The 18603-nt window shown below is 59.5% G+C and carries 19 protein-coding genes; 10 read left to right on the top strand and 9 right to left on the bottom strand.

Annotation, left to right across the window (positions count from 1 at the left end; genetic code table 11):
• Positions 1 to 181: 181 nt before the first annotated feature.
• Positions 182 to 2953 carry a DNA polymerase I gene (gene polA / locus DU29_RS0100280; RefSeq protein WP_028619887.1) on the bottom strand — a complete coding sequence of 924 codons (2772 nt, stop codon included), beginning with the start codon at positions 2951 to 2953 and terminating at the stop codon, positions 182 to 184.
• A gap of 74 nt (positions 2954 to 3027) precedes the next feature.
• On the opposite strand from polA, the gene DU29_RS0100275 reads away from it, so the two are divergent.
• A complete protein-coding gene (locus DU29_RS0100275; protein WP_028619886.1) occupies positions 3028 to 3318 on the top strand; it encodes a DUF2782 domain-containing protein in 291 nt (96 codons plus the stop codon).
• A 58-nt stretch (positions 3319 to 3376) separates the two neighbouring features.
• Entirely contained in the window at positions 3377 to 4327 is a 951-nt protein-coding gene (locus tag DU29_RS0100270; RefSeq protein WP_028619885.1) for a homoserine kinase, read from the top strand.
• A 118-nt stretch (positions 4328 to 4445) separates the two neighbouring features.
• Here DU29_RS0100270 and DU29_RS0100265 read toward each other — a convergent pair whose 3' ends face one another.
• Positions 4446 to 5366, bottom strand: a complete 921-nt coding sequence (locus tag DU29_RS0100265; RefSeq protein ID WP_028619884.1) for a zinc ABC transporter substrate-binding protein ZnuA — start codon at positions 5364 to 5366, stop codon at positions 4446 to 4448.
• 66 nt (positions 5367 to 5432) lie between these two features.
• On the opposite strand from DU29_RS0100265, the gene zur reads away from it, so the two are divergent.
• From zur to DU29_RS0100245, 4 genes are read left to right on the top strand one after another with little or no spacing between them, the layout of a single operon-like run.
• Positions 5433 to 5915: a zinc uptake transcriptional repressor Zur gene (zur, locus tag DU29_RS0100260; RefSeq protein ID WP_028619883.1), complete on the top strand. Its 483-nt coding sequence runs from the start codon at positions 5433 to 5435 to the stop codon at positions 5913 to 5915.
• A complete protein-coding gene (gene znuC / locus DU29_RS0100255; RefSeq protein WP_028619882.1) occupies positions 5915 to 6700 on the top strand; it encodes a zinc ABC transporter ATP-binding protein ZnuC in 786 nt (261 codons plus the stop codon). Before zur ends, znuC begins: the two co-directional genes overlap by 1 nt.
• A complete protein-coding gene (znuB, locus tag DU29_RS0100250; RefSeq protein WP_028619881.1) occupies positions 6693 to 7481 on the top strand; it encodes a zinc ABC transporter permease subunit ZnuB in 789 nt (262 codons plus the stop codon). Before znuC ends, znuB begins: the two co-directional genes overlap by 8 nt.
• A 37-nt stretch (positions 7482 to 7518) precedes the next feature.
• Positions 7519 to 8235 (top strand): PA5502 family lipoprotein, encoded by a 717-nt coding sequence (locus DU29_RS0100245; RefSeq protein WP_028619880.1) that lies wholly within the window; start codon positions 7519 to 7521, stop codon positions 8233 to 8235.
• 136 nt (positions 8236 to 8371) lie between these two features.
• On the opposite strand, the gene katE is transcribed toward DU29_RS0100245, so the two are convergent.
• Positions 8372 to 10534: a catalase HPII gene (katE, locus tag DU29_RS0100240; protein WP_268871160.1), complete on the bottom strand. Its 2163-nt coding sequence runs from the start codon at positions 10532 to 10534 to the stop codon at positions 8372 to 8374.
• Positions 10535 to 10773: 239 nt separating this feature from the next.
• Here katE and DU29_RS0100235 point away from each other — a divergent pair, with 239 nt between their 5' ends.
• From DU29_RS0100235 to DU29_RS0100225, 3 genes are read left to right on the top strand one after another with little or no spacing between them, the layout of a single operon-like run.
• Positions 10774 to 11781 (top strand): methionine ABC transporter ATP-binding protein, encoded by a 1008-nt coding sequence (locus DU29_RS0100235; RefSeq protein ID WP_028619878.1) that lies wholly within the window; start codon positions 10774 to 10776, stop codon positions 11779 to 11781.
• On the top strand, positions 11781 to 12455 hold the full coding sequence (locus DU29_RS0100230) for a methionine ABC transporter permease (RefSeq protein ID WP_028619877.1): 675 nt from the start codon (positions 11781 to 11783) through the stop codon (positions 12453 to 12455). Before DU29_RS0100235 ends, DU29_RS0100230 begins: the two co-directional genes overlap by 1 nt.
• Before the next feature lie 59 nt (positions 12456 to 12514).
• Positions 12515 to 13285 (top strand): MetQ/NlpA family ABC transporter substrate-binding protein, encoded by a 771-nt coding sequence (locus tag DU29_RS0100225; RefSeq protein WP_028619876.1) that lies wholly within the window; start codon positions 12515 to 12517, stop codon positions 13283 to 13285.
• Positions 13286 to 13431: 146 nt separating this feature from the next.
• Here DU29_RS0100225 and DU29_RS0100220 read toward each other — a convergent pair whose 3' ends face one another.
• Genes DU29_RS0100220 through DU29_RS0100200 form a run of 5 tightly spaced genes read right to left on the bottom strand, consistent with a single transcriptional unit; the run spans position 13432 to position 17340 of the window.
• Positions 13432 to 14067, bottom strand: coding sequence for an SCO family protein (locus tag DU29_RS0100220; RefSeq protein WP_028619875.1), 636 nt, complete (start codon positions 14065 to 14067; stop codon positions 13432 to 13434).
• The gene (cyoE, locus tag DU29_RS0100215; RefSeq protein WP_028619874.1) at positions 14064 to 14963 is read right to left on the bottom strand and encodes a heme o synthase; all 900 of its coding nucleotides are present in this window, start codon (positions 14961 to 14963) and stop codon (positions 14064 to 14066) included. Before cyoE ends, DU29_RS0100220 begins: the two co-directional genes overlap by 4 nt.
• Positions 14951 to 16030, bottom strand: coding sequence for a COX15/CtaA family protein (locus DU29_RS0100210; RefSeq protein ID WP_028619873.1), 1080 nt, complete (start codon positions 16028 to 16030; stop codon positions 14951 to 14953). The genes cyoE and DU29_RS0100210 overlap by 13 nt, the downstream gene beginning before the upstream one ends.
• 10 nt (positions 16031 to 16040) lie before the next feature.
• Complete coding sequence (locus DU29_RS0100205) at positions 16041 to 16634, bottom strand: hypothetical protein (protein WP_028619872.1); 594 nt, start codon at positions 16632 to 16634, stop codon at positions 16041 to 16043.
• Complete coding sequence (locus tag DU29_RS0100200) at positions 16600 to 17340, bottom strand: SURF1 family protein (protein ID WP_028619871.1); 741 nt, start codon at positions 17338 to 17340, stop codon at positions 16600 to 16602. The genes DU29_RS0100205 and DU29_RS0100200 overlap by 35 nt, the downstream gene beginning before the upstream one ends.
• 71 nt (positions 17341 to 17411) lie before the next feature.
• On the opposite strand from DU29_RS0100200, the gene DU29_RS0100195 reads away from it, so the two are divergent.
• Positions 17412 to 17615 carry a twin transmembrane helix small protein gene (locus DU29_RS0100195; protein ID WP_028619870.1) on the top strand — a complete coding sequence of 68 codons (204 nt, stop codon included), beginning with the start codon at positions 17412 to 17414 and terminating at the stop codon, positions 17613 to 17615.
• Positions 17616 to 17700: 85 nt separating this feature from the next.
• On the opposite strand, the gene DU29_RS0100190 is transcribed toward DU29_RS0100195, so the two are convergent.
• Positions 17701 to 18588, bottom strand: a complete 888-nt coding sequence (locus tag DU29_RS0100190; protein WP_028619869.1) for a cytochrome c oxidase subunit 3 — start codon at positions 18586 to 18588, stop codon at positions 17701 to 17703.
• Positions 18589 to 18603 lie beyond the last annotated feature (15 nt).

The following is an 18603-nucleotide window of genomic DNA, read 5'->3' as shown; positions in this document are numbered from 1 at the left end:
GTTGCTGCTGGTGTGCTGATGTATAAATCTTGCACCTGATTGTGGCGAGGGGATTTATCCCCGCTGGATTGCGCAGCGATCCCCAGAATGGGACTGCTCCGCAGTCCAGCGGGGATAAATCCCCTCACCACAGGTCCCTTCTCGAGTTCTGCGCAAGAGACAGAAATCTACAAAAGCGCGATCAGTGCGCTTCGTCCCAGTTATTCCCCACGCCCACTTCGACCAGCAGTGGCACATCAAGCTTCGCGGCCTGGCTCATGTGCAAGCGAATCTCCTCGCTAACCTTGTCAACCAGGTCTTCCCGCACCTCGAGCACTAATTCATCGTGCACCTGCAGGATGACTTTGGCGTCCAGATCGGACAGGGTCAGCCAGTTATCCACAGCCACCATGGCTTTCTTGATGATGTCCGCTGCGGTGCCCTGCATCGGCGCGTTGATCGCGGTGCGTTCGGCACCTTTGCGCAAGGCCGGGTTCTTCGCATTGATGTCCGGCAGGTACAGGCGGCGGCCGAAGATGGTTTCAACGAAGCCCTGCTCGGCAGCTTGCGCCCGGGTGCGTTCCATATACTCCAGCACGCCGGGATAACGGGTGAAGTAGCGGTCGATATACGCCTGGGACTGCTTGCGATCCACGCCGATCTGCTTGGCCAGACCAAATGCGCTCATGCCGTAGATCAAACCGAAGTTGATCGCCTTGGCACTCCGGCGCTGATCAGTGCTGACATCTGCCAGCTCAACCCCGAACACTTCCGCCGCTGTGGCCCTGTGCACATCGAGGTCGTTACGAAAGGCGTGCAGCAAACCCTCGTCCTTGGCCAGGTGCGCCATGATCCGCAGTTCGATCTGCGAGTAGTCGGCGGCCAACAGTTTGTAGCCTTTTGGTGCGACGAACGCCTGACGAATCCGTCGGCCTTCGGCGGTACGGATAGGAATGTTCTGCAGGTTGGGATCAATCGACGACAAGCGCCCGGTGGCGGCGACGGCCTGTTGATAAGTTGTATGGATACGGCCGGTGCGAGAATTGATCTGTTCAGGCAGGCGATCGGTATAGGTGCTCTTGAGTTTGCTCAGCGAACGATATTGCATGAGCACTTTAGGTAGCGGGTAGTCCTGCTCGGCCAGTTCGGCCAACACCGCTTCGGCCGTGGAAGCCTGGCCCTTGGCGGTTTTGCTGAGCACTGGCAAACCGAGCTTTTCGTAGAGGATTACGCCCAACTGCTTCGGGGATCCGAGGTTGAACTCCTCACCGGCAATGGCGAAGGCTTCACGCTCCAGCGCCACCAGTTTCTCGCCCAATTCGACGCTCTGGATACCCAGCAGATTGGCGTCGACGAAGGCACCCTGGCGCTCGATCCGCGCCAGCACCGGCATCAATGGCATTTCGATTTCGTTCAGCACTTTGCCCAGACTTGGCGTCGCCGCCAGTTTTTCCTGCAAGGCCAGGTGCAAGCGGAACGTGACATCGGCATCCTCAGCCGCGTACGGACCGGCCAGCTCCAGCGAGATCTGGTCGAAACTCAGCTGTTTGACACCTTTGCCGGCAATGTCCTGGATATCGGTTTTGCTTTGCCCCAGGTACTTCAGCGCCAAACTGTCCATGTCGTGACGGGTGGCGGTCGAATCAAGCACGTAGGACTCAAGCATCGTGTCGAAGGCAATGCCCTGAACGAGAATCCCGTTGGCCTGATCACCACCGATTGCGCAGTTGGCAAGGATGTTGGTTTCGAACTTGGCATGCTGGCCGACTTTCAGCTTCTGCGGGTTTTCCAGCAGCGGCTTGAGGGCCCGCAGCACGTTGTCACGGTCCAGCTGATCCGGCACGCCCATGTAGGAATGAGTCAGCGGGATGTAGGCCGCTTCGTTGGCTGCGACGGAAAACGCCAGCCCCACCAATTGCGCGTGCTGCGCATCGATACCGTTGGTTTCGGTCACGAGGGCGATCAGCGGCGCCTTCTCGAGCTTGTCCAGCCAGACGTCGAAGCGCGCCTGATCGAGGATGGTTTCGTATTGGGCTTCGACCGCATCCGCCGGCTGCTCCTCGGCGACTTCGACAATCTCCTGGCCGGAACGCTTGGCGTCGCGCTGGTTTTCGTCGGACCAACTCTTGAATTCCAGCAGGGCGTAAAGCTCGGCGAGTTTGTCGTGATCGGGCTGGCCCATCTGCAGGTCGTCGAGGCCGATATCCAGCGGCACGTCGATTTTGATCGTTGCCAGTTGGTAAGAGAGAAAGGCCATCTCGCGGTGCTCTTCGAGCTTGGCCGGCAAGGTTTTTGCGCCGCGGATCGGCAGCGTCGGCACGATGTCGAGCTGCGCGTAAAGCTCTTTCAGGCCACCGTTGACGCCCACCAGCAAGCCGGATGCAGTCTTCGGCCCGATGCCTGGCACGCCCGGGATGTTGTCGGAAGAATCGCCCATCAGTGCCAGATAATCGATGATCTGCTCGGGAGCGACGCCGAATTTCTCTTTCACGCCCTCTACGTTCAGCGCGCTACCGGTCATGGTATTGACCAAGGTAATGTGCCCGTCGACCAGTTGTGCCATGTCCTTGTCGCCGGTGGAGATCACCACCGGTCGGTCGGCCGCCGCGCTGCTGCGGGCCAGGGTGCCGATCACGTCATCGGCCTCGACGCCATCGACACACAGCAGCGGGAAGCCCAGGGCTTTCACGCTCTGGTGCAGCGGTTCGATCTGTACACGCATGTCGTCGGGCATGCTCGGCCGGTTGGCCTTGTATTGGGCGTACATGTCATCGCGAAACGTCCCACCCTTGGCGTCGAACACCACGGCGAACGGGCTGTCCGGGTACTGCTTGCGCAGACTCTTGAGCATGTTCAACACGCCCTTGACCGCACCGGTCGGCAGTCCTCTGGACGTGGTCAGCGGTGGCAGCGCATGGAAGGCGCGATAGAGGTAAGAAGAACCGTCCACCAGGACGAGGGGGGCTTGGCTCATGAGCACGATCAACCTTTTCGGCGGGTCCGGCGCTAGAATAGCGGGACCATTGACGACAAAGGGACAAGGTTATCATGCGCACACTAAATCGCTTGCTGCTGGCTGGCTTGTTTGCAATCGCACCGCTGGCTGTCATGGCTGCCGATGATGCGCCGACATCCGAACCTGACGTCACGATCCGCACGGAAGGGGACAAGGTTATTCAGGAGTACCGCCAAAACGGATTCCTGTATGCGATCAAGGTCACGCCGAAGGGCGCACCACCGTATTTTCTGGTGCGAGCAGACGGTAGCGATGCGAATTTCATCCGCTCGGATCAGCCGGATATGCTGATACCGTCGTGGAAGATTTTCGAGTGGAAGTAGTTTCTTAATTTCAACCGGCGTTGGCTCAAGCAGCGGCGCCCGTACTGGCAGTTAAAAAATGTCTGTGTTCACCCCGCTGGCTCGGCCCGAGCTGGAAACCTTTCTCGCCCCTTACGGGCTCGGCCGCCTGCTTGATTTCCAGGGGATTGCCGCCGGTAGCGAAAACACCAATTTCTTTATCAGCCTGGAGCAGGGCGAATTCGTTCTGACGCTGGTGGAGCGTGGTCCGGTCCAGGAAATGCCGTTCTTCATCGAGCTGCTCGACGTGCTGCATGGCGCCGACCTGCCGGTGCCTTACGCGTTGCGCACCATCGATGGCGTCGCCTTGCGTGAGCTCGCCGGCAAGCCTGCCCTGTTGCAGCCGCGCCTGGCTGGTAAACACATCAAACAGGCCAATGCGCAGCATTGCGCTCAGGTCGGCGAGTTGCTGGGGCACCTGCACCTGGCGACGCGCGACAACATGATCAAGCGCAAAACCGATCGCGGGCTGGACTGGATGCAGGAAGAGGGCACTCAACTGCTGTCGCATCTGAATGACGAGCAGCAAGGTCTGTTGCAGCGAGCGCTGGAAGAAATCGCACAGCAGAAAGCGAAAATCCTGGCATTGCCACGCGCCAATATCCACGCCGACCTGTTCCGTGATAACGCGATGTTTGAAGGCACGCACCTGACCGGTCTGATCGATTTCTACAATGCCTGCTCAGGGCCGATGTTGTACGACGTGGCCATTGCGTTGAACGACTGGTGCTCGGACGACGACGGCGTCATCGACGGGCCGCGGGCGAGGGCGTTGCTGGGAGCGTATGCGGCACTGCGTCCGTTCACCGCGGCCGAGGCCGAGTTGTGGCCGACCATGCTGCGCGTGGCGTGTGTGCGGTTTTGGCTGTCGCGCCTGATTGCAGCGGAGTCGTTTGCCGGCCAGGACGTGTTGATTCATGACCCGATGGAGTTTCAGCGGCGCCTGGCGCAACGGCAGAAGGTCAGCACACCGCTGCCTTTCGCCCTTTAAAAGCATCGCGGGCAAGCCACGCTCCCACAGGTTTTGTGCCGTTCACACTATTGGCGAACGACACAAACCCTGTGGGAGCGTGGCTTGCCCGCGATTGGAGTCGACACAACTTACTGCACTACAACGACTCCAGGCACCCCGCCAGCTCATTCCCCAACTTCTCCAGCACCTGCTCATACCCCTGAGCAGTCGCTGGCGTGTATCCGCCTAACGCATCCAGTTCTGCCAGTTTCACCGGCAACCCCGCCACCAGCGTTTCCGCCAGGCGTGGGCGTAGCGGCGGCTCGCTGAACACGCACGTCTTGCCCACTTCCTGCAATCGTGTGCGCATCGCCGCTACGTGCTGGGCGCCGGGCTGGACCTCTGCGGCGACGCTGAATACACCGGCGTGCTTGAGGCCGTAAGCCTCTTCGAAATAGTCGAACGCTTCATGGAAAACGAAATAAGGTTTGCCCGCGATCCCCGCCAGACGCGCCTTCAAACGCAGGTCCAGCGCATCCAGACGTTCATCGAATGCTTTCAGGTTGCTTTGATACCGCGCTGCGTTGGCGGGATCGGCGGCACTCAAGTCAGCGGTCATTTTTGCCGCGATTACCCGCGCGTTGAGTGGCGACAACCACAAATGCGCGTCGAGGGTGCCGGGACGATGATCATGGTCATGGTCGTCCGCTTCGTCGGAATGGGAGTGGCTATCTTCGGCGAAACGGCGAAGTTTCATGCCTGGAAGGTCCTGTACTGCAACACTCGGCAACGTGCGGCCGTTGAGCACGCGGGGCATGAAGCCTTCCATGTCCGGACCGATCCAGTAAAGCAGATCGACCGACTGCACCTTCCGTACGTCGGAAGGGCGCAGCGCATAGTTATGCGGCGATGCGCCCGGCGGCAGCAGCACTTCCGGGATCGACACACCGTCCTGCACCGCTGCAGCAATCAGCTGCAGCGGCTTGATGCTGGTCAGGACCTTGACGTCGGCCTGGGCCGAGCCAAGCAGTAAAAAACTTGCGAAAAAAGCGACAAACACGGAAAAAAGTCGGGACACGATGACCACTCGAAGAGGCGAGAACGGGTAACATAATAACGTCTCTCACAAAACTCGTCGCCGCCCATGCCAAAAACTCCGATAGCCAGCCGTCCCCACGACCACTCTCATTGCGTTCACAGCGCTCTGTCGGAGGCCGATGCCTTGTGCGCCCGTCAAGGCCTGCGCCTGACCGCGCTGCGTCGGCGGGTGCTGGAACTGGTCTGGCAAAGTCACAAGCCGTTGGGCGCCTACGACATCCTTGCCGTGCTCAGTGAGCAGGACGGTCGCCGCGCCGCACCGCCGACTGTTTACCGTGCGCTGGATTTCCTCCTGGAAAACGGCCTGGTGCACCGTATCTCCTCGCTGAATGCCTTTGTTGGCTGCAACCACCCGGAGCACGCGCATCAGGGCCAGTTCCTGATCTGCCGCGAATGCCACGCCGCCATCGAGTTGGAACAGAAATCCATCAGCGACGCGATTGTCAGCAGCGCTCTGGATGTTGGCTTCATCGTGGAAAGCCAGACGGTTGAAGTGGTCGGTCTCTGCTCGGGCTGCCAGGGGGCTTGATGAGCGACGCTCTGATTCGTCTCGAGCACGTAACCGTTACGTTTGCCGGACAAAACGTATTGGATAATATTCAGCTGAGCGTTGAGCCGGGGCAAATTGTCACCTTGATCGGCCCTAACGGCGCCGGCAAGACCACGCTGGTGCGCGCCGTACTCGGCTTGTTGAAGCCCGACAACGGCAGCGTCTGGCGCAAGCCGAAATTGCGCGTCGGTTACATGCCGCAAAAACTTCACGTCGATCCGACGTTGCCGCTGTCGGTGCTGCGCTTCCTGCGATTGGTGCCGGGAGTCGACCGCGCCCGCGTTTTGGCCGCACTGAAGGAAGTCGGCGCCGAGCACGTGATCGACAGTCCCGTGCAAAGTGTTTCCGGTGGTGAAATGCAGCGGGTGCTACTGGCGCGGGCGCTGTTGCGTGAGCCGGAATTGCTGGTGCTCGACGAGCCCGTGCAAGGTGTCGATGTCGCCGGTCAGGCCGAGCTCTACAGCCTGATTACCCGGTTGCGCGACCGTCACGGCTGTGGCGTGTTGATGGTCTCCCACGACTTGCATCTGGTGATGAGCACCACCGACCAGGTGGTTTGCCTCAATCGCCACGTTTGCTGCTCCGGACACCCTGAGCAAGTCAGCGGCGACCCGGCTTTCGTCGAGTTGTTCGGCAAAAACGCACAAAGCCTGGCGATTTATCACCACCATCACGATCATGCCCACGATCTGCATGGCTCGGTTGTCAATACGGCCCCAGCGACCCAACCCCACGTTCACGGAGATGGCTGCAAGCATGGCTGATTTTCTGCTTTACGCCCTGCTTGCAGGCCTGGCTCTGGCGCTGGTCGCGGGGCCGTTGGGATCATTCGTGGTCTGGCGGCGCATGGCCTATTTTGGCGACACCCTTTCCCATGCAGCATTGCTCGGCGTGGCCTTGGGCTTTCTGCTGGACGTCAGCCCGGCGGTGGCGGTGACCGTCGGCTGTCTGCTGCTGGCGGTGCTGCTGGTGACGTTGCAACAGCGCCAGCCGCTGGCGTCCGACACGCTTTTGGGAATTCTCGCACCCAGCACGCTCTCTTTGGGCCTGGTGGTACTAAGCTTCATGCACGAGGTGCGGATCGACCTGATGGCTTATCTGTTCGGCGATTTGCTGGCGATCAGTCCGACCGACCTGGCGTGGATTCTCGGCGGCAGCGCGGCGGTTTTGGGGCTTTTGGTGGCGCTTTGGCGCCCGTTGCTGGCAATTACTGTCCATGAAGAGCTGGCCAGAGTGGAGGGCTTGCCGGTACCGGCGTTGCGCTTGACGTTGATGCTGTTGATTGCCGTGGTTATCGCCGTAGCGATGAAAATCGTTGGTGTGCTGCTGATTACCTCGCTGCTGATCATCCCGGCCGCTGCGGCACAACGTCACGCCCGCTCGCCCGAGCAGATGGCCCTGGGCGCGAGCCTGCTGGGCATGCTCGCGGTGTGTGGCGGGCTGGCCTTATCCTGGTTCAAGGACACCCCGGCGGGGCCATCGATTGTGGTTGCAGCCGCCGGGTTGTTTTTGCTGAGTTTTGTTCTGCCCCGTCGAGGGGTGTAGACTTGCTCGTTTTTTGCGCAAATAGAGAGTCGCAGGAATGAAGCCGTTCGCCTCCCGTTATCTGCTCCTTGTCGCATTTTCTCTGCTACTGGGTGCCTGCCAAAGCACGCCACCGGCGGCTACTGAAGCCCCCGACGCGCGGGCCACGGCCATCGCGCAGCTGGAGCAAAGCCTAGCCAGCAGCGAGCTAGCCACCGCCGAAGGGCAGTTGGCTGCTTTGCAGGCCGCATCACCTAATGATCAATCCCTTGAGCAATACCAGCGGCAATTGGCTGAAGCCTATCTGCGCCGCAGCCAGATCGTTCTGCAGAAAGGTGACGTCAACGCGGCCGCCACAGCACTGAGCCGCGCCCGGGTGTTGATGCCCAAGGCTCCAGCGCTGACTGGCGGAGTCAACGGTGCCATTGCTGAAGCGCGCAAAGCCGAGCTGGAAAAAGCTGAGGCTGCACTTCAGGCAGCCGAAGCCAAGCCGCCGGCGAAAGTGATCGATCCGACAGCAGAAAGCACCACGGTGGCGTTGAATCTTACTGACATGGCCAAGCTTCGCCGGCAGTTGGACGCGATTGCGGCCGACGTGGTGAATTACCAGTGCGATGTGAGTATTCAGGCGCCGCGCAACCAGGATTTCCCTTGGTTGACGACATTGCTGAACAAGCGTGTGAAGAGGCTGGATTCAGCGTTCGAGCTGAACCTGGAGAAGCAGTTGTTGCGTAATATCCCGGCGCAGATGGTATTGAGTCCGCGTAAACCGTAAGAGCGTCGTCGGAACGCCGCCCGGAGCAAGCTCGCTCCCACATTTGACCTCCGGCTTACACAATTGTGTGAGCCACTGAGATGAATTGTGGGAGCGAGCCTGCTCGCGAAAGCGTCCTTGCTATCGCAGCACGACCTTAAGCCGGAACAGCCTTGGCTTTAGGTTCGCGATCCCAGACCCGATGCTGTGCAATCGCAGCGAAGAACGGCTTGATCAGGCTCGCATCCGTGCCCACGACCAGTCCCGCATCGACTTCCAGTTTCAGCACATCCAGCAACTGCTTGGCTTCGCCATGCAGGGCGATCGCCTTCAGGTGCTTGTACGCTTCGAGCACGTAGTGCAACGCGACGCCATCACCGCTCAACGCCTTGATCGACGCCGCGCCGCCCGGAACGAATACCGCATCGAACGCAATGGACGGCATGCCTTCCATCGACGCATCAACTGGCAGCGCTTTGCCGTCCGCTGTCGTCACCGGCGCCGAGGTCGGGCCGAGCAATTTGGCATGCGCGCCTTCAGCTTTCAGCGCAGCCTTCATTGCATCGATCGCCGCGCCATCGACGCCGTTAGCCGCCAGAATCGCAACTTTACGAGTCTTGATGTCGCCCGGCAGCAGGTTGGCCTGGCTTAACGCTGGCGAGCGGTCCAGAGAGGTTTTCGGCACGTCGACAGTGCCGGCTTTCGGTGCTGGCAGGCCAAGGTTCTTGGCAACGCGAGCCGCCAGTTCCAGGTCAATGTTGGCGAGAATCTCGTTCACTTCACGGGCACGAATGTACTCACGCTCGACTTTGCCCAGCTCGAAGCTGTACGCCGCGATGATGTGCTCTTGCTCGTGCTTGCTCATGCTGTGGAAGAACAGCCGCGCTTGCGAGAAGTGGTCACTGAACGATTCGCTGCGTTGACGAATCTTGTTCGCATCGATGCGCTCTGGATACGACTCGAAACCGCCATCCTGTGCAGCAGGCGGAGTCTCTTTCGGCCAGCCGCCATCGATGGAGTTCGGTTCGTAAGAAGCGCGTCCCTTGTCGATCGTGGTGCGATGCAACGCATCCCGCTGGCCGTTGTGGAACGGTGCAACTGGACGGTTGATCGGGATTTCATGGAAGTTCGGCCCACCGAGTCGGCTGATCTGCGTATCGGTGTAGGAAAACAATCGACCTTGCAGCAGCGGATCATTGGAGAAATCGATCCCCGGCACGATATGGCCAGGACAAAACGCGACCTGCTCCACTTCGGCAAAGAAATTGTCCGGGTTACGGTTGAGCACCATTTTGCCCAGTGGCGTGATCGGAACGATTTCCTCGGGAATGATTTTGGTCGGGTCGAGAATGTCGAAATCGAAGGAATGTTCGTTTTCTTCCTCGACGATCTGAACGCCGAGTTCCCATTCCGGGTAGTCGCCCATCTCGATCGCTTCCCACAGGTCGCGACGGTGGTAATCGGTGTCTTTACCCGCCAGTTTCTGGGCTTCATCCCAGACCAGCGAGCAGGTGCCGGCAGACGGGCGCCAGTGGAATTTGACGAAGCGCGATTTGCCTTCGGCGTTGATCAGACGGAACGTGTGCACACCGAAACCCTGCATGCTGCGCAGGCTTTTCGGGATCGCCCGGTCGGACATCGCCCAGATAACCATGTGCGCCGATTCCGGCACCAGCGAGACAAAATCCCAGAAGGTATCGTGGGCCGAGCCGCCGGTAGGAATTTCGTTATGCGGTTCAGGTTTTACCGCGTGCACGAAGTCAGGAAACTTGATCGCGTCCTGAATGAAGAAGACCGGCATGTTGTTGCCGACCAGATCGAAGTTGCCTTCGTCGGTGAAAAACTTCACGGCAAAACCGCGTACGTCGCGCACGGTATCGCCCGAACCGCGTGGGCCTTGCACCGTGGAAAAGCGTGTGAACACCGGGGTTTTTTTCCCAGGGTCTTGCAGGAAACCGGCCTTGGTCAGTGCGGAATGATTTTCGTAGGTCTGAAAGTAACCATGAGCGCCGGTACCGCGGGCATGCACGATGCGCTCTGGAATGCGTTCATGGTCAAAGTGCGTGATTTTTTCACGCATGATGAAGTCTTCCAGCAGCGATGGGCCGCGAGCGCCGACTTTCAAGGTGTTCTGGTTATCCGCGATCTTTACGCCCTGGTTAGTGCGCAGGGCCTGATCGGTAGCATCGGAGCGAAATTGTTCCAGGCTTTCCAGCTTGGCATTGGTGTTGCTGCGGTCCAGGGTGTCGGTCCCGGCCAGCGCGCTTGTTGGGGCGGCAGGTTTTTTCGTACTCATCAGTCGTAAACTCCTCGTTGCGATTCCCGTCGTAGCCAGGATGCTTGTCCATTCCCCGGTCACGGCACCGGGGGCGGTGTGAGTTGCTTTATTAGTGACTGATGACCTTTTGCGGCGTTCCTTTTTTCTTACCTTTGATCGCGTTATTGCCAAATCGCAGGATCAATGCGAAATAAATGCTAAGAACCTCTATACGGACAGGCTAAAATGCGCGCCCGGCTAACCGCTGATCCTTTTCCAACGCGCCCCACAAGGTTCGCTACGTGATCGAGTTTCAAAACGTCCATAAAACCTACCGCGTCGCCGGTAGGGACATTCCCGCCCTGCATCCGACCAGTCTGTCGATTGAGAACGGTCAGGTTTTCGGCCTGATTGGTCATTCCGGTGCGGGAAAAAGTACCCTGCTGCGTCTGATCAATCGCCTGGAAAACTCCAGCGGCGGCAAGATCTTCGTCGACGGCGAAGAAGTTACCGCGCTGGATGCCAACAGCCTGCGGCGCTTCCGTCAGCAGGTCGGGATGATCTTCCAGCATTTTAATCTGCTGGCCTCCAAGACCGTCGCCGACAACGTTGCGTTGCCGTTGACCCTGGCCGGTGAACTGTCCCGTAGCGAGATCGACCAGCGCGTCGCAGAACTGTTAGCGCGAGTCGGCCTGTCTGACCACGCCAAAAAGTATCCGGCGCAATTGTCCGGCGGCCAGAAGCAGCGCGTCGGCATTGCCCGCGCGTTGGCGACCAAACCGAAAATTCTGTTGTGCGATGAAGCCACCAGCGCGCTGGACCCGCAGACCACTGCGTCGGTCCTGCAACTGCTGGCCGAGATCAATCGCGAGTTGAAGCTGACCATCGTGCTGATCACCCATGAGATGGACGTGATCCGCCGCGTGTGCGACCAGGTGGCTGTAATGGACGCGGGCGTGATTGTTGAGCAAGGCTCCGTCGCCGACGTGTTTCTGCACCCGAAACACCCGACGACCAAGCGCTTCGTGCAGGAAGATGAGCAGATCGATGAAAGCGAACAACGCGATGACTTCGCTCATGTCCCGGGCCGCATCGTGCGTCTGACGTTCCAGGGCGAAGCGACCTACGCGCCGTTGCTCGGCACCGTCGCTCGCGAAACGGGCGTGGATTACAGCATTCTTGCCGGTCGCATCGACCGCATCAAAGACGTGCCTTACGGCCAACTGACCCTGGCGATTACCGGCGGCGACATGGAGGCGGCGTTTGCGCGCTTCACCGCAGCCGACGTTCACATGGAGGTACTGCGCTGATGGAAGGTTTGCTGCATTACTTCGACAATGTCGACTGGGCGGATATCTGGATTGCGACCAGCGATACCATGATCATGCTCAGCAGCTCCCTGTTCTTCACCGTCCTTATTGGTCTGCCGTTGGGTGTCCTGCTGTTCCTGTGCAGTCCGCGCCAATTGCTTGAGCAAAAAGGCGTCTACTCTGTGCTGTCGTTCGTGATCAACGCGATTCGTTCACTGCCCTTTATTATTCTGCTGATCGTGATGATTCCAACGACCATCCTCATTACGGGGACTTCGTTGGGGGTTGCTGGCGCTATTCCACCGCTGGTGGTGGGCGCTTCGACGTTTTTCGCCCGACTGGTGGAAACCGCGTTGCGTGAGGTTGATCGCGGCATTATCGAGGCGACTCAGGCCATGGGCGCATCGACTCGGCAGATCGTCATGAAAGCCCTGTTGCCCGAAGCGCGTCCCGGCATCATCGCGGCTATCACCGTGACCGCTATCGCCTTGGTAGGCTATACCGCCATGGCCGGTGTAGTCGGCGCCGGCGGTTTGGGTGATCTGGCTATTCGCTATGGTTATCAGCGTTTCCAGGACGACGTGATGGTTGTCACCGTTGTGCTGCTGATCGTGTTGGTACAGATTTTACAAACCATCGGCGACAAGCTGGTTGTGCACTTCTCTCGTAAATGACAAATGAGCCGGCCATTCGCTGGCAGGCGCCAAACGGGCGCCCACATGGAGTTAGCTGAATGAAAAAATTACTCGTCGCATTGGCTGCCGTTACAGCGTTTTCCGCCCACGCCGAGACGCTGACCGTCGCGGCCACCCCGGTCCCGCACGCGGAAATCCTCGAATTCGTCAAACCGGCTCTGGCCAAAGAAGGCGTGGACCTGCAGGTTAAAGTCTTCACCGATTACATTCAGCCAAACGTGCAAGTGGCCGAAAAACGCCTCGACGCCAACTTCTTCCAGCACCAGCCGTACCTCGATGAGTTCAATAAGGCCAAGGGCACCAATCTGGTCTCGGTTGCCGGTGTGCACCTGGAGCCACTGGGCGCTTACTCGAGCAAGTACAAAGCGCTGACCGAATTGCCTGGCGGCGCCCACGTGGTGATCCCGAACGACGCCACCAACGGCGGCCGCGCACTCTTGCTGCTGGCGCGGGCTGGCTTGATCAAACTGAAGAACTCGAACGATATCCTGTCGACCGTCAAGGACATCACCGAGAACTCCAAGGACCTGAAATTCCGAGAACTGGAAGCGGCGACCATCCCGCGCGTGCTGACCCAGGTTGACCTGGCGCTGATCAACACCAACTACGCGCTGGAAGCCAAGCTTGATCCGGCCAAGGATGCATTGGTCATCGAAGGCAGCGATTCGCCTTACGTGAACATCCTCGTTGCGCGCCCGGAAGAAAAAGACAGCGAAGACATGAAGAAACTGATCGCCGCGCTGCACAGCCCGGAAGTCAAAGCGTTCATTATCGAGAAGTACAAAGGCGCGGTCGTGCCGGCGTTCTGATTTGAAGCAGTAATGAAAAATGGGGCGCATTGAATGCGCCCCATTTTTTTATGCCTGAAATACCGAGTCTGTAGGAGCCAGCTTGCTGGCGATGGCGTCGGTGAAATCGCTATCGCCAGCAAGCCGGCTTCTACAAATGTGTGCCGTTACTCTCGCTTCAGCATCACCGGCAACTGCACCACCAGTTTCACGTTATTCAACGGCGCCCGAATAAACCCGCGCTGTGTGCCGTCAGGGCCGATCACAGCCAGGTTGCCGCTGTGATCCACCGTGTAATTGGGCTTGCTGGTGTCCGCCGGGATAAACGGGATGCTCACCGCGTTGGCGAACTTTTGCAGGTCTTCGATCGAGGTCGGCGTCAGGCCAATAAACTGCGGATCGAAGTAACCGAGGTACTGCTTGAGTTGCTTGGGCGTGTCGCGGTTCGGGTCGACGCTGACCAGAACGATCTGCAACTTGTCCCTGACGTCTGCTGGCAGTTCGCTTTTGATCTGACGCAGCTGCGCGAGGGTGGTCGGGCAGATGTCGGGGCAGAAGGTGTAGCCGAAGAACAGCAAACTCCACTTGTCTTTCAACTCGTTGACCTGCACCGCTTTGCCGTCCTGATCGGTCATCTTCACGTCAGGCAGATTGCGGCTTTGCGGCAACAGGATAATCCCGGCGTCGATCAGCGCCGTCGGATCGCCCTGACCTTTGCCGGACAGTACTTTGTTGATGGTCAGGCCGAGAATCAGTGCGACCAGGGCGACGAGAATGAAGACGGTTTTCTGGGTTCGAGTCATAGGTTCAACAGTAAGTAGTGATCTACGAGCAGCGCGATAAACAGCAGGAACAAGTAGTAAATAGAGTACTTGAAGGTGTTGATCGCCGCGTGCGGCCGAGTGCCACGGTACAGCACGATGGCCCATTGCAGAAACCGCGCGCCGAGTGCCAGTGCGCAGACGAGATACAGCATGCCGCTCATGTGGATCACAAACGGCAGCAGGCTCACGGCCAGCAGCACGAAGGTGTAAAGCAGAATGTGCACTTTGGTGTAGTGCTCGCCATGGGTGACCGGCAGCATGGGAATGTCGGCCTTGGCGTATTCCTCTTTGCGGTGGATGGCCAGCGCCCAGAAGTGCGGCGGGGTCCAGGCAAAAATAATCAGCACCAGCAACAGCGGCTCGGCGCTGATATGGCCGGTGGCAGCCGTCCAGCCGAGCAGCGGCGGGGCGGCACCGGCGAGGCCGCCGATAACGATATTCTGTGGCGTCGCACGCTTGAGGAAACCGGTGTACACCACCGCGTAACCGAGCAGCGAGGCAAGGGTCAGCCAGGCCGTCAGTGGATTAGTGAAGGTCAGCAGCAGCGCTTGCCCCAGCAGTGCCAACACCAGCGCAAAGGTCAGCGCGGCTGCGGGCGAGATCCGGCCTTCAGCCAAGGGACGTTTATGCGTGCGCGCCATCACCGCATCGATGCGCCGGTCGACCACATGATTGACCGCCGCCGCACCGCCAGCGCACAGCGCAATGCCGAGATTGCCGAACACCAGCACCGTCCATGGCACTCCGGCGCGGGTCGCCAAAAACATGCCGACCAGCGAGGTGATCAGCATCAGCACCACGACTTTCGGCTTGGTCAGCTCCAGGTAATCACGCCAGATCGCCTGGCTGTGACGTTCGCCAATCAGAGTCGCCATGGCATTTCTCCTTTTATTGTTATGGGCCCGTGCGAGTGTTTGCGCGGGCTGAATCGCCATCGAGCAAAGCGTTGTTGCTTGACTCGAACCAGGCTGGTTCGCGCGTGATAATTGACCAGCACCATCGTCAGCAACAGCGCGGCGCCACCGGCGTTATGCGCAACGGCCACCGGCAGCGGCAGATGAAACAGCACGTTGCTGATGCCGAGCATGATTTGCGCAGCGAGGGCAATCAGCACCAGTTTGGCCAGACGGCTCATGCCGACCACTTTCAGCTGCCACGCCAGACCGAGCAGCACCAATGTCACCAGCAGTGCGCCGATACGGTGAGTCACATGAATCGCCGTGCGCGCATCGCTGTCCAGTTGCCCGCCGAGGTAGTTGGGACCGATGTGTTGCGTCAGGTGAAAACCATTGGCGAAGTCAGCCGGTGGCAGCCATTCGCCGTGGCAGGTCGGGAAATCAATGCAGGCCACCGCCGCATAGTTGGAACTGACCCAGCCGCCGAGGGCAATCTGCCCGATCACCAGCAGCAGAGCGGCCGTCGCCCAGTGCTGCAAGCGTCGGGGCACGGTAAGCGCCGGCAGCACCGCGGACAATCGCAAGGTCAGCAAAAACAGCAGGCTCAAGGTCGCAAAACCGCCAAGCAAATGCCCGGTGACCACTTGCGGCCATAGCTTGAGCGTCACCGTCCACATACCAAATGCCGCTTGAGCGATTACCACCGCCAGCAAAAACAACGGCAACTTCACCGGTTGGCCGGGATCACGCCGATGCATCCAGGCGCGTCCGGCCAGCACTGCAATGAGCAGGCCGAGTGTGCCGGCGAAGTAGCGGTGGATCATCTCGTTCCAGCCCTTGTGAGCTTGGACCGGAGCGTCCGGAAAATGCAATTCGGCATGGGCCAGTTGGGCTTCGCTTTTAGGCACGCTGATAAAGCCGTAACACCCGGGCCAGTCCGGACAGCCAAGGCCGGCGTGGGTCAGGCGGGTATACGCGCCGAGCAACACCACAATCAGTGCCAGCAGCGTGGCAAACAGCGCGAGGCGAAATCCAGGTTTGGCCATGACGATGCCCTTATCCGATGTTCGACAGTTTCAACAGGTGGCGCAGGTCGTTAAGCAGGTCTTTGCCTTTCACCGTGGGTTCGTAGCGCAGCACCAGATTGCCGTGAGGGTCGACGATCCACAGCTGCGGTCCGGCCTGCTCGCCGGTGGCCTTGCTGAAGGTGGTGAGGTCCAGTGGATAACGTTGCAGCTGCGGATACTCGCGGGTCAGTTTGGCGTCGTAATCGGTGCTCAGCGGTTGCGCCGCCGCCAAAGCGTGACTGGCGCGCCCGGCTTCACGGCCAAGGCCGATCTGGATCTGCCGGGCCATATAAACCAGCTGCTGACAGTCCACCGAACAGCCTTTCGGTGCGGTCACCAACAACTGCCAGCGCTGTTCCTGTGCCTGCACCCCGAGGTCGGCGCGGGTCTGGCCATTGCCGATCAGTTCGCCGTGATAGCTGCGGCCCTCCGGCACCCAGAACTGCAACTTGTACATGCCGGTGGCAAGGATCATCGGACCGACGACGCCGAGCAGAATCAGCAACAACTGCAGGCGTCCCTTGCGCCGGTTCAACGGCGTTTTCGCCTCAGACATGCTGGGTGGATTCATGGCCGCTCCCATGGTGTTTCTCCTTTGCGTTGTGCCAGCCGAGATAGAGATAGAGGCCGAGCAGGGCGATCGCCATGGCGAACCATTGCACGGCATAAGCGAGGTGTTTTTTCGGGCCCATGGCCACGACCGGCCAATCGGCCTGATACGTGACGGCGCCGGATTCAGCGCGTAATTCGTGGGCAAAACCTTCACGTTCGAGCGTCGCCCATAGCCGGGCCGGCTCGATGGCGGTGACCAGTTGCGGCCAGGTGGCGCTGTTCGGGTCGGCATGCAGCTGGAACGTCGCCCCGGGCGGTACGTAAACCCAGGCGTCGAGACTCACGGCGAGTTCTGGCGTGGTGAATTGCGGCGGTGTGCGCCGATCCGGCCAGGGCAGCCAGCCACGATTGACCAGTATCCAGAGCCCGGTCGCCTGATCCTGAAACGGTTGCAGCAATTCCACGCCGACCTTGCCGCCCCGCTGGCGGTTGTCCAGCAGCAAACTGTGCGCTGCATCGAACTGGCCGTGCAAACGCACACGGCGAAAGGCTGGATCTTCAAGCCCCGGCAGCGCATTGCTCGCCATCGGTTCGGCTGTCCGGCGTTCGGCATAGGTGTGCAGCAGCGCGGTTTTTTCCGCGCCCCGGCTCAGTTGCCAGCAACCGAGCACAATCATCAACGGCAGCAGCACTGCAACCACCAGGGTTGGCACGAGACCCGGCCGAAAGCGCTTCATGACGTCGCCAGAAAGTCGTTGGTCGCGATAGCTATACTCAAGTGCATCGCCTTTCCCCCGGGAGTCCTGCCATGCTCAAAACAGTCATCGGTCTGATGCTGATTGCCACGGTCGTCAGCCTGTTCAGCGGCCTGTTTTTTCTGGTCAAGGACGACAGCAGCTCGAACCGCCTCGTCATTGCCTTGAGTGTTCGTGTGGCCCTGGCCGCCATTACCGTCGGCTTGATCGCCTGGGGTTTCTTCAGCGGCCAGCTGATCTCCCAGGTTCCCTGGTAGCTGCAAGCTGCAAGCTGCAAGCTATAAGCCTCAAGCGTCGTGCGCCTTAAACTTGAGGCTTGCAGCTTCAAGCTTGCCGCTGCCCCTAAAGCACATAAACAAAGAAGAACAAGCCGATCCACACCACGTCCACGAAGTGCCAATACCAACTTGCCGCCTCGAAGCCAAACTGGTGCTCGTTGTCAAAGTGCCCGCGCAGAATGCGCATCAGCATCACGAACAGAATGATGGTGCCGATGGTCACGTGGGCGCCGTGAAAGCCGGTGAGCATGAAGAATGTTGCGCCGTAAATGCCGGAACCCAGGGTCAGGCCCAGCTCTTTATAGGCATGGACATACTCTTCGACCTGAAAGACGAGGAACGCGCAGCCCAGCAAAACAGTGATGGCCAGCCACAGTTTCAATGCGCCGCGATGGCCTTTCTTCAAGGCATGGTGGGCGAAGGTGATGGTCACGCTGGAACTGACCAGCAACACCGTGTTGAGCAACGGCAAGCCCCACGGGCTGATCACGCCTGTGGGCGCGGGGAACAGTTTTGGGTCCGGGTTGTTCAGCAGTGGCCAGGTAAATTCGAATGCTGGCCAGAGCATGTGCGCCACGCCTTTGGGGCCTTCGCCACCGAGCGCCGGGCCGGCCAGGACGCGTACATAAAACAGCGCGCCGAAGAAGGCGAAGAAGAACATCACCTCCGAGAAAATGAACCAGCCCATACCCCAGCGGAACGAACGGTCCATCTGCGGGCTGTACAAGCCCTGACGGCTTTCCTTGATCACCGTACCGAACCAGCCAAACAACATGTACGCCACCAGCAAGCTGCCGACGAAAAAGATCAGCGGGCCATTGGATTCCGGTCGTGCTGCCTTCAGATCATTGAACCAGGTCGCCAGGCCAAATACCGTTATGAACAATCCGAACGTGGCGATGATCGGCCATTTACTCTGGGCCGGAACGTAATAATGCTCATGAGTTGCCATTTATTGTTCTCCTTA

Source organism: Pseudomonas sp. Ant30-3 (assembly GCF_000690905.1).
Taxonomy (GTDB): domain Bacteria; phylum Pseudomonadota; class Gammaproteobacteria; order Pseudomonadales; family Pseudomonadaceae; genus Aquipseudomonas.
This window is presented reverse-complemented; position numbering and strand designations above follow the sequence as displayed.

What these genes read in the sequence shown, in the direction of transcription:
- polA (WP_028619887.1), bottom strand. Translation starts at nt 2,953, where the DNA reads ATGAGCCAAGCCCCCCTCGTCCTGGTGGACGGTTCTTCTTACCTCTAT.
- DU29_RS0100275 (WP_028619886.1), top strand. Translation starts at nt 3,028, where the DNA reads ATGCGCACACTAAATCGCTTGCTGCTGGCTGGCTTGTTTGCAATCGCA.
- DU29_RS0100270 (WP_028619885.1), top strand. Translation starts at nt 3,377, where the DNA reads ATGTCTGTGTTCACCCCGCTGGCTCGGCCCGAGCTGGAAACCTTTCTC.
- zur (WP_028619883.1), top strand. Translation starts at nt 5,433, where the DNA reads ATGCCAAAAACTCCGATAGCCAGCCGTCCCCACGACCACTCTCATTGC.
- znuC (WP_028619882.1), top strand. Translation starts at nt 5,915, where the DNA reads ATGAGCGACGCTCTGATTCGTCTCGAGCACGTAACCGTTACGTTTGCC.
- znuB (WP_028619881.1), top strand. Translation starts at nt 6,693, where the DNA reads ATGGCTGATTTTCTGCTTTACGCCCTGCTTGCAGGCCTGGCTCTGGCG.
- DU29_RS0100245 (WP_028619880.1), top strand. Translation starts at nt 7,519, where the DNA reads ATGAAGCCGTTCGCCTCCCGTTATCTGCTCCTTGTCGCATTTTCTCTG.
- DU29_RS0100230 (WP_028619877.1), top strand. Translation starts at nt 11,781, where the DNA reads ATGGAAGGTTTGCTGCATTACTTCGACAATGTCGACTGGGCGGATATC.
- DU29_RS0100225 (WP_028619876.1), top strand. Translation starts at nt 12,515, where the DNA reads ATGAAAAAATTACTCGTCGCATTGGCTGCCGTTACAGCGTTTTCCGCC.
- DU29_RS0100220 (WP_028619875.1), bottom strand. Translation starts at nt 14,067, where the DNA reads ATGACTCGAACCCAGAAAACCGTCTTCATTCTCGTCGCCCTGGTCGCA.
- cyoE (WP_028619874.1), bottom strand. Translation starts at nt 14,963, where the DNA reads ATGGCGACTCTGATTGGCGAACGTCACAGCCAGGCGATCTGGCGTGAT.
- DU29_RS0100210 (WP_028619873.1), bottom strand. Translation starts at nt 16,030, where the DNA reads ATGGCCAAACCTGGATTTCGCCTCGCGCTGTTTGCCACGCTGCTGGCA.
- DU29_RS0100205 (WP_028619872.1), bottom strand. Translation starts at nt 16,634, where the DNA reads ATGGGAGCGGCCATGAATCCACCCAGCATGTCTGAGGCGAAAACGCCG.
- DU29_RS0100200 (WP_028619871.1), bottom strand. Translation starts at nt 17,340, where the DNA reads ATGAAGCGCTTTCGGCCGGGTCTCGTGCCAACCCTGGTGGTTGCAGTG.
- DU29_RS0100195 (WP_028619870.1), top strand. Translation starts at nt 17,412, where the DNA reads ATGCTCAAAACAGTCATCGGTCTGATGCTGATTGCCACGGTCGTCAGC.
- DU29_RS0100190 (WP_028619869.1), bottom strand. Translation starts at nt 18,588, where the DNA reads ATGGCAACTCATGAGCATTATTACGTTCCGGCCCAGAGTAAATGGCCG.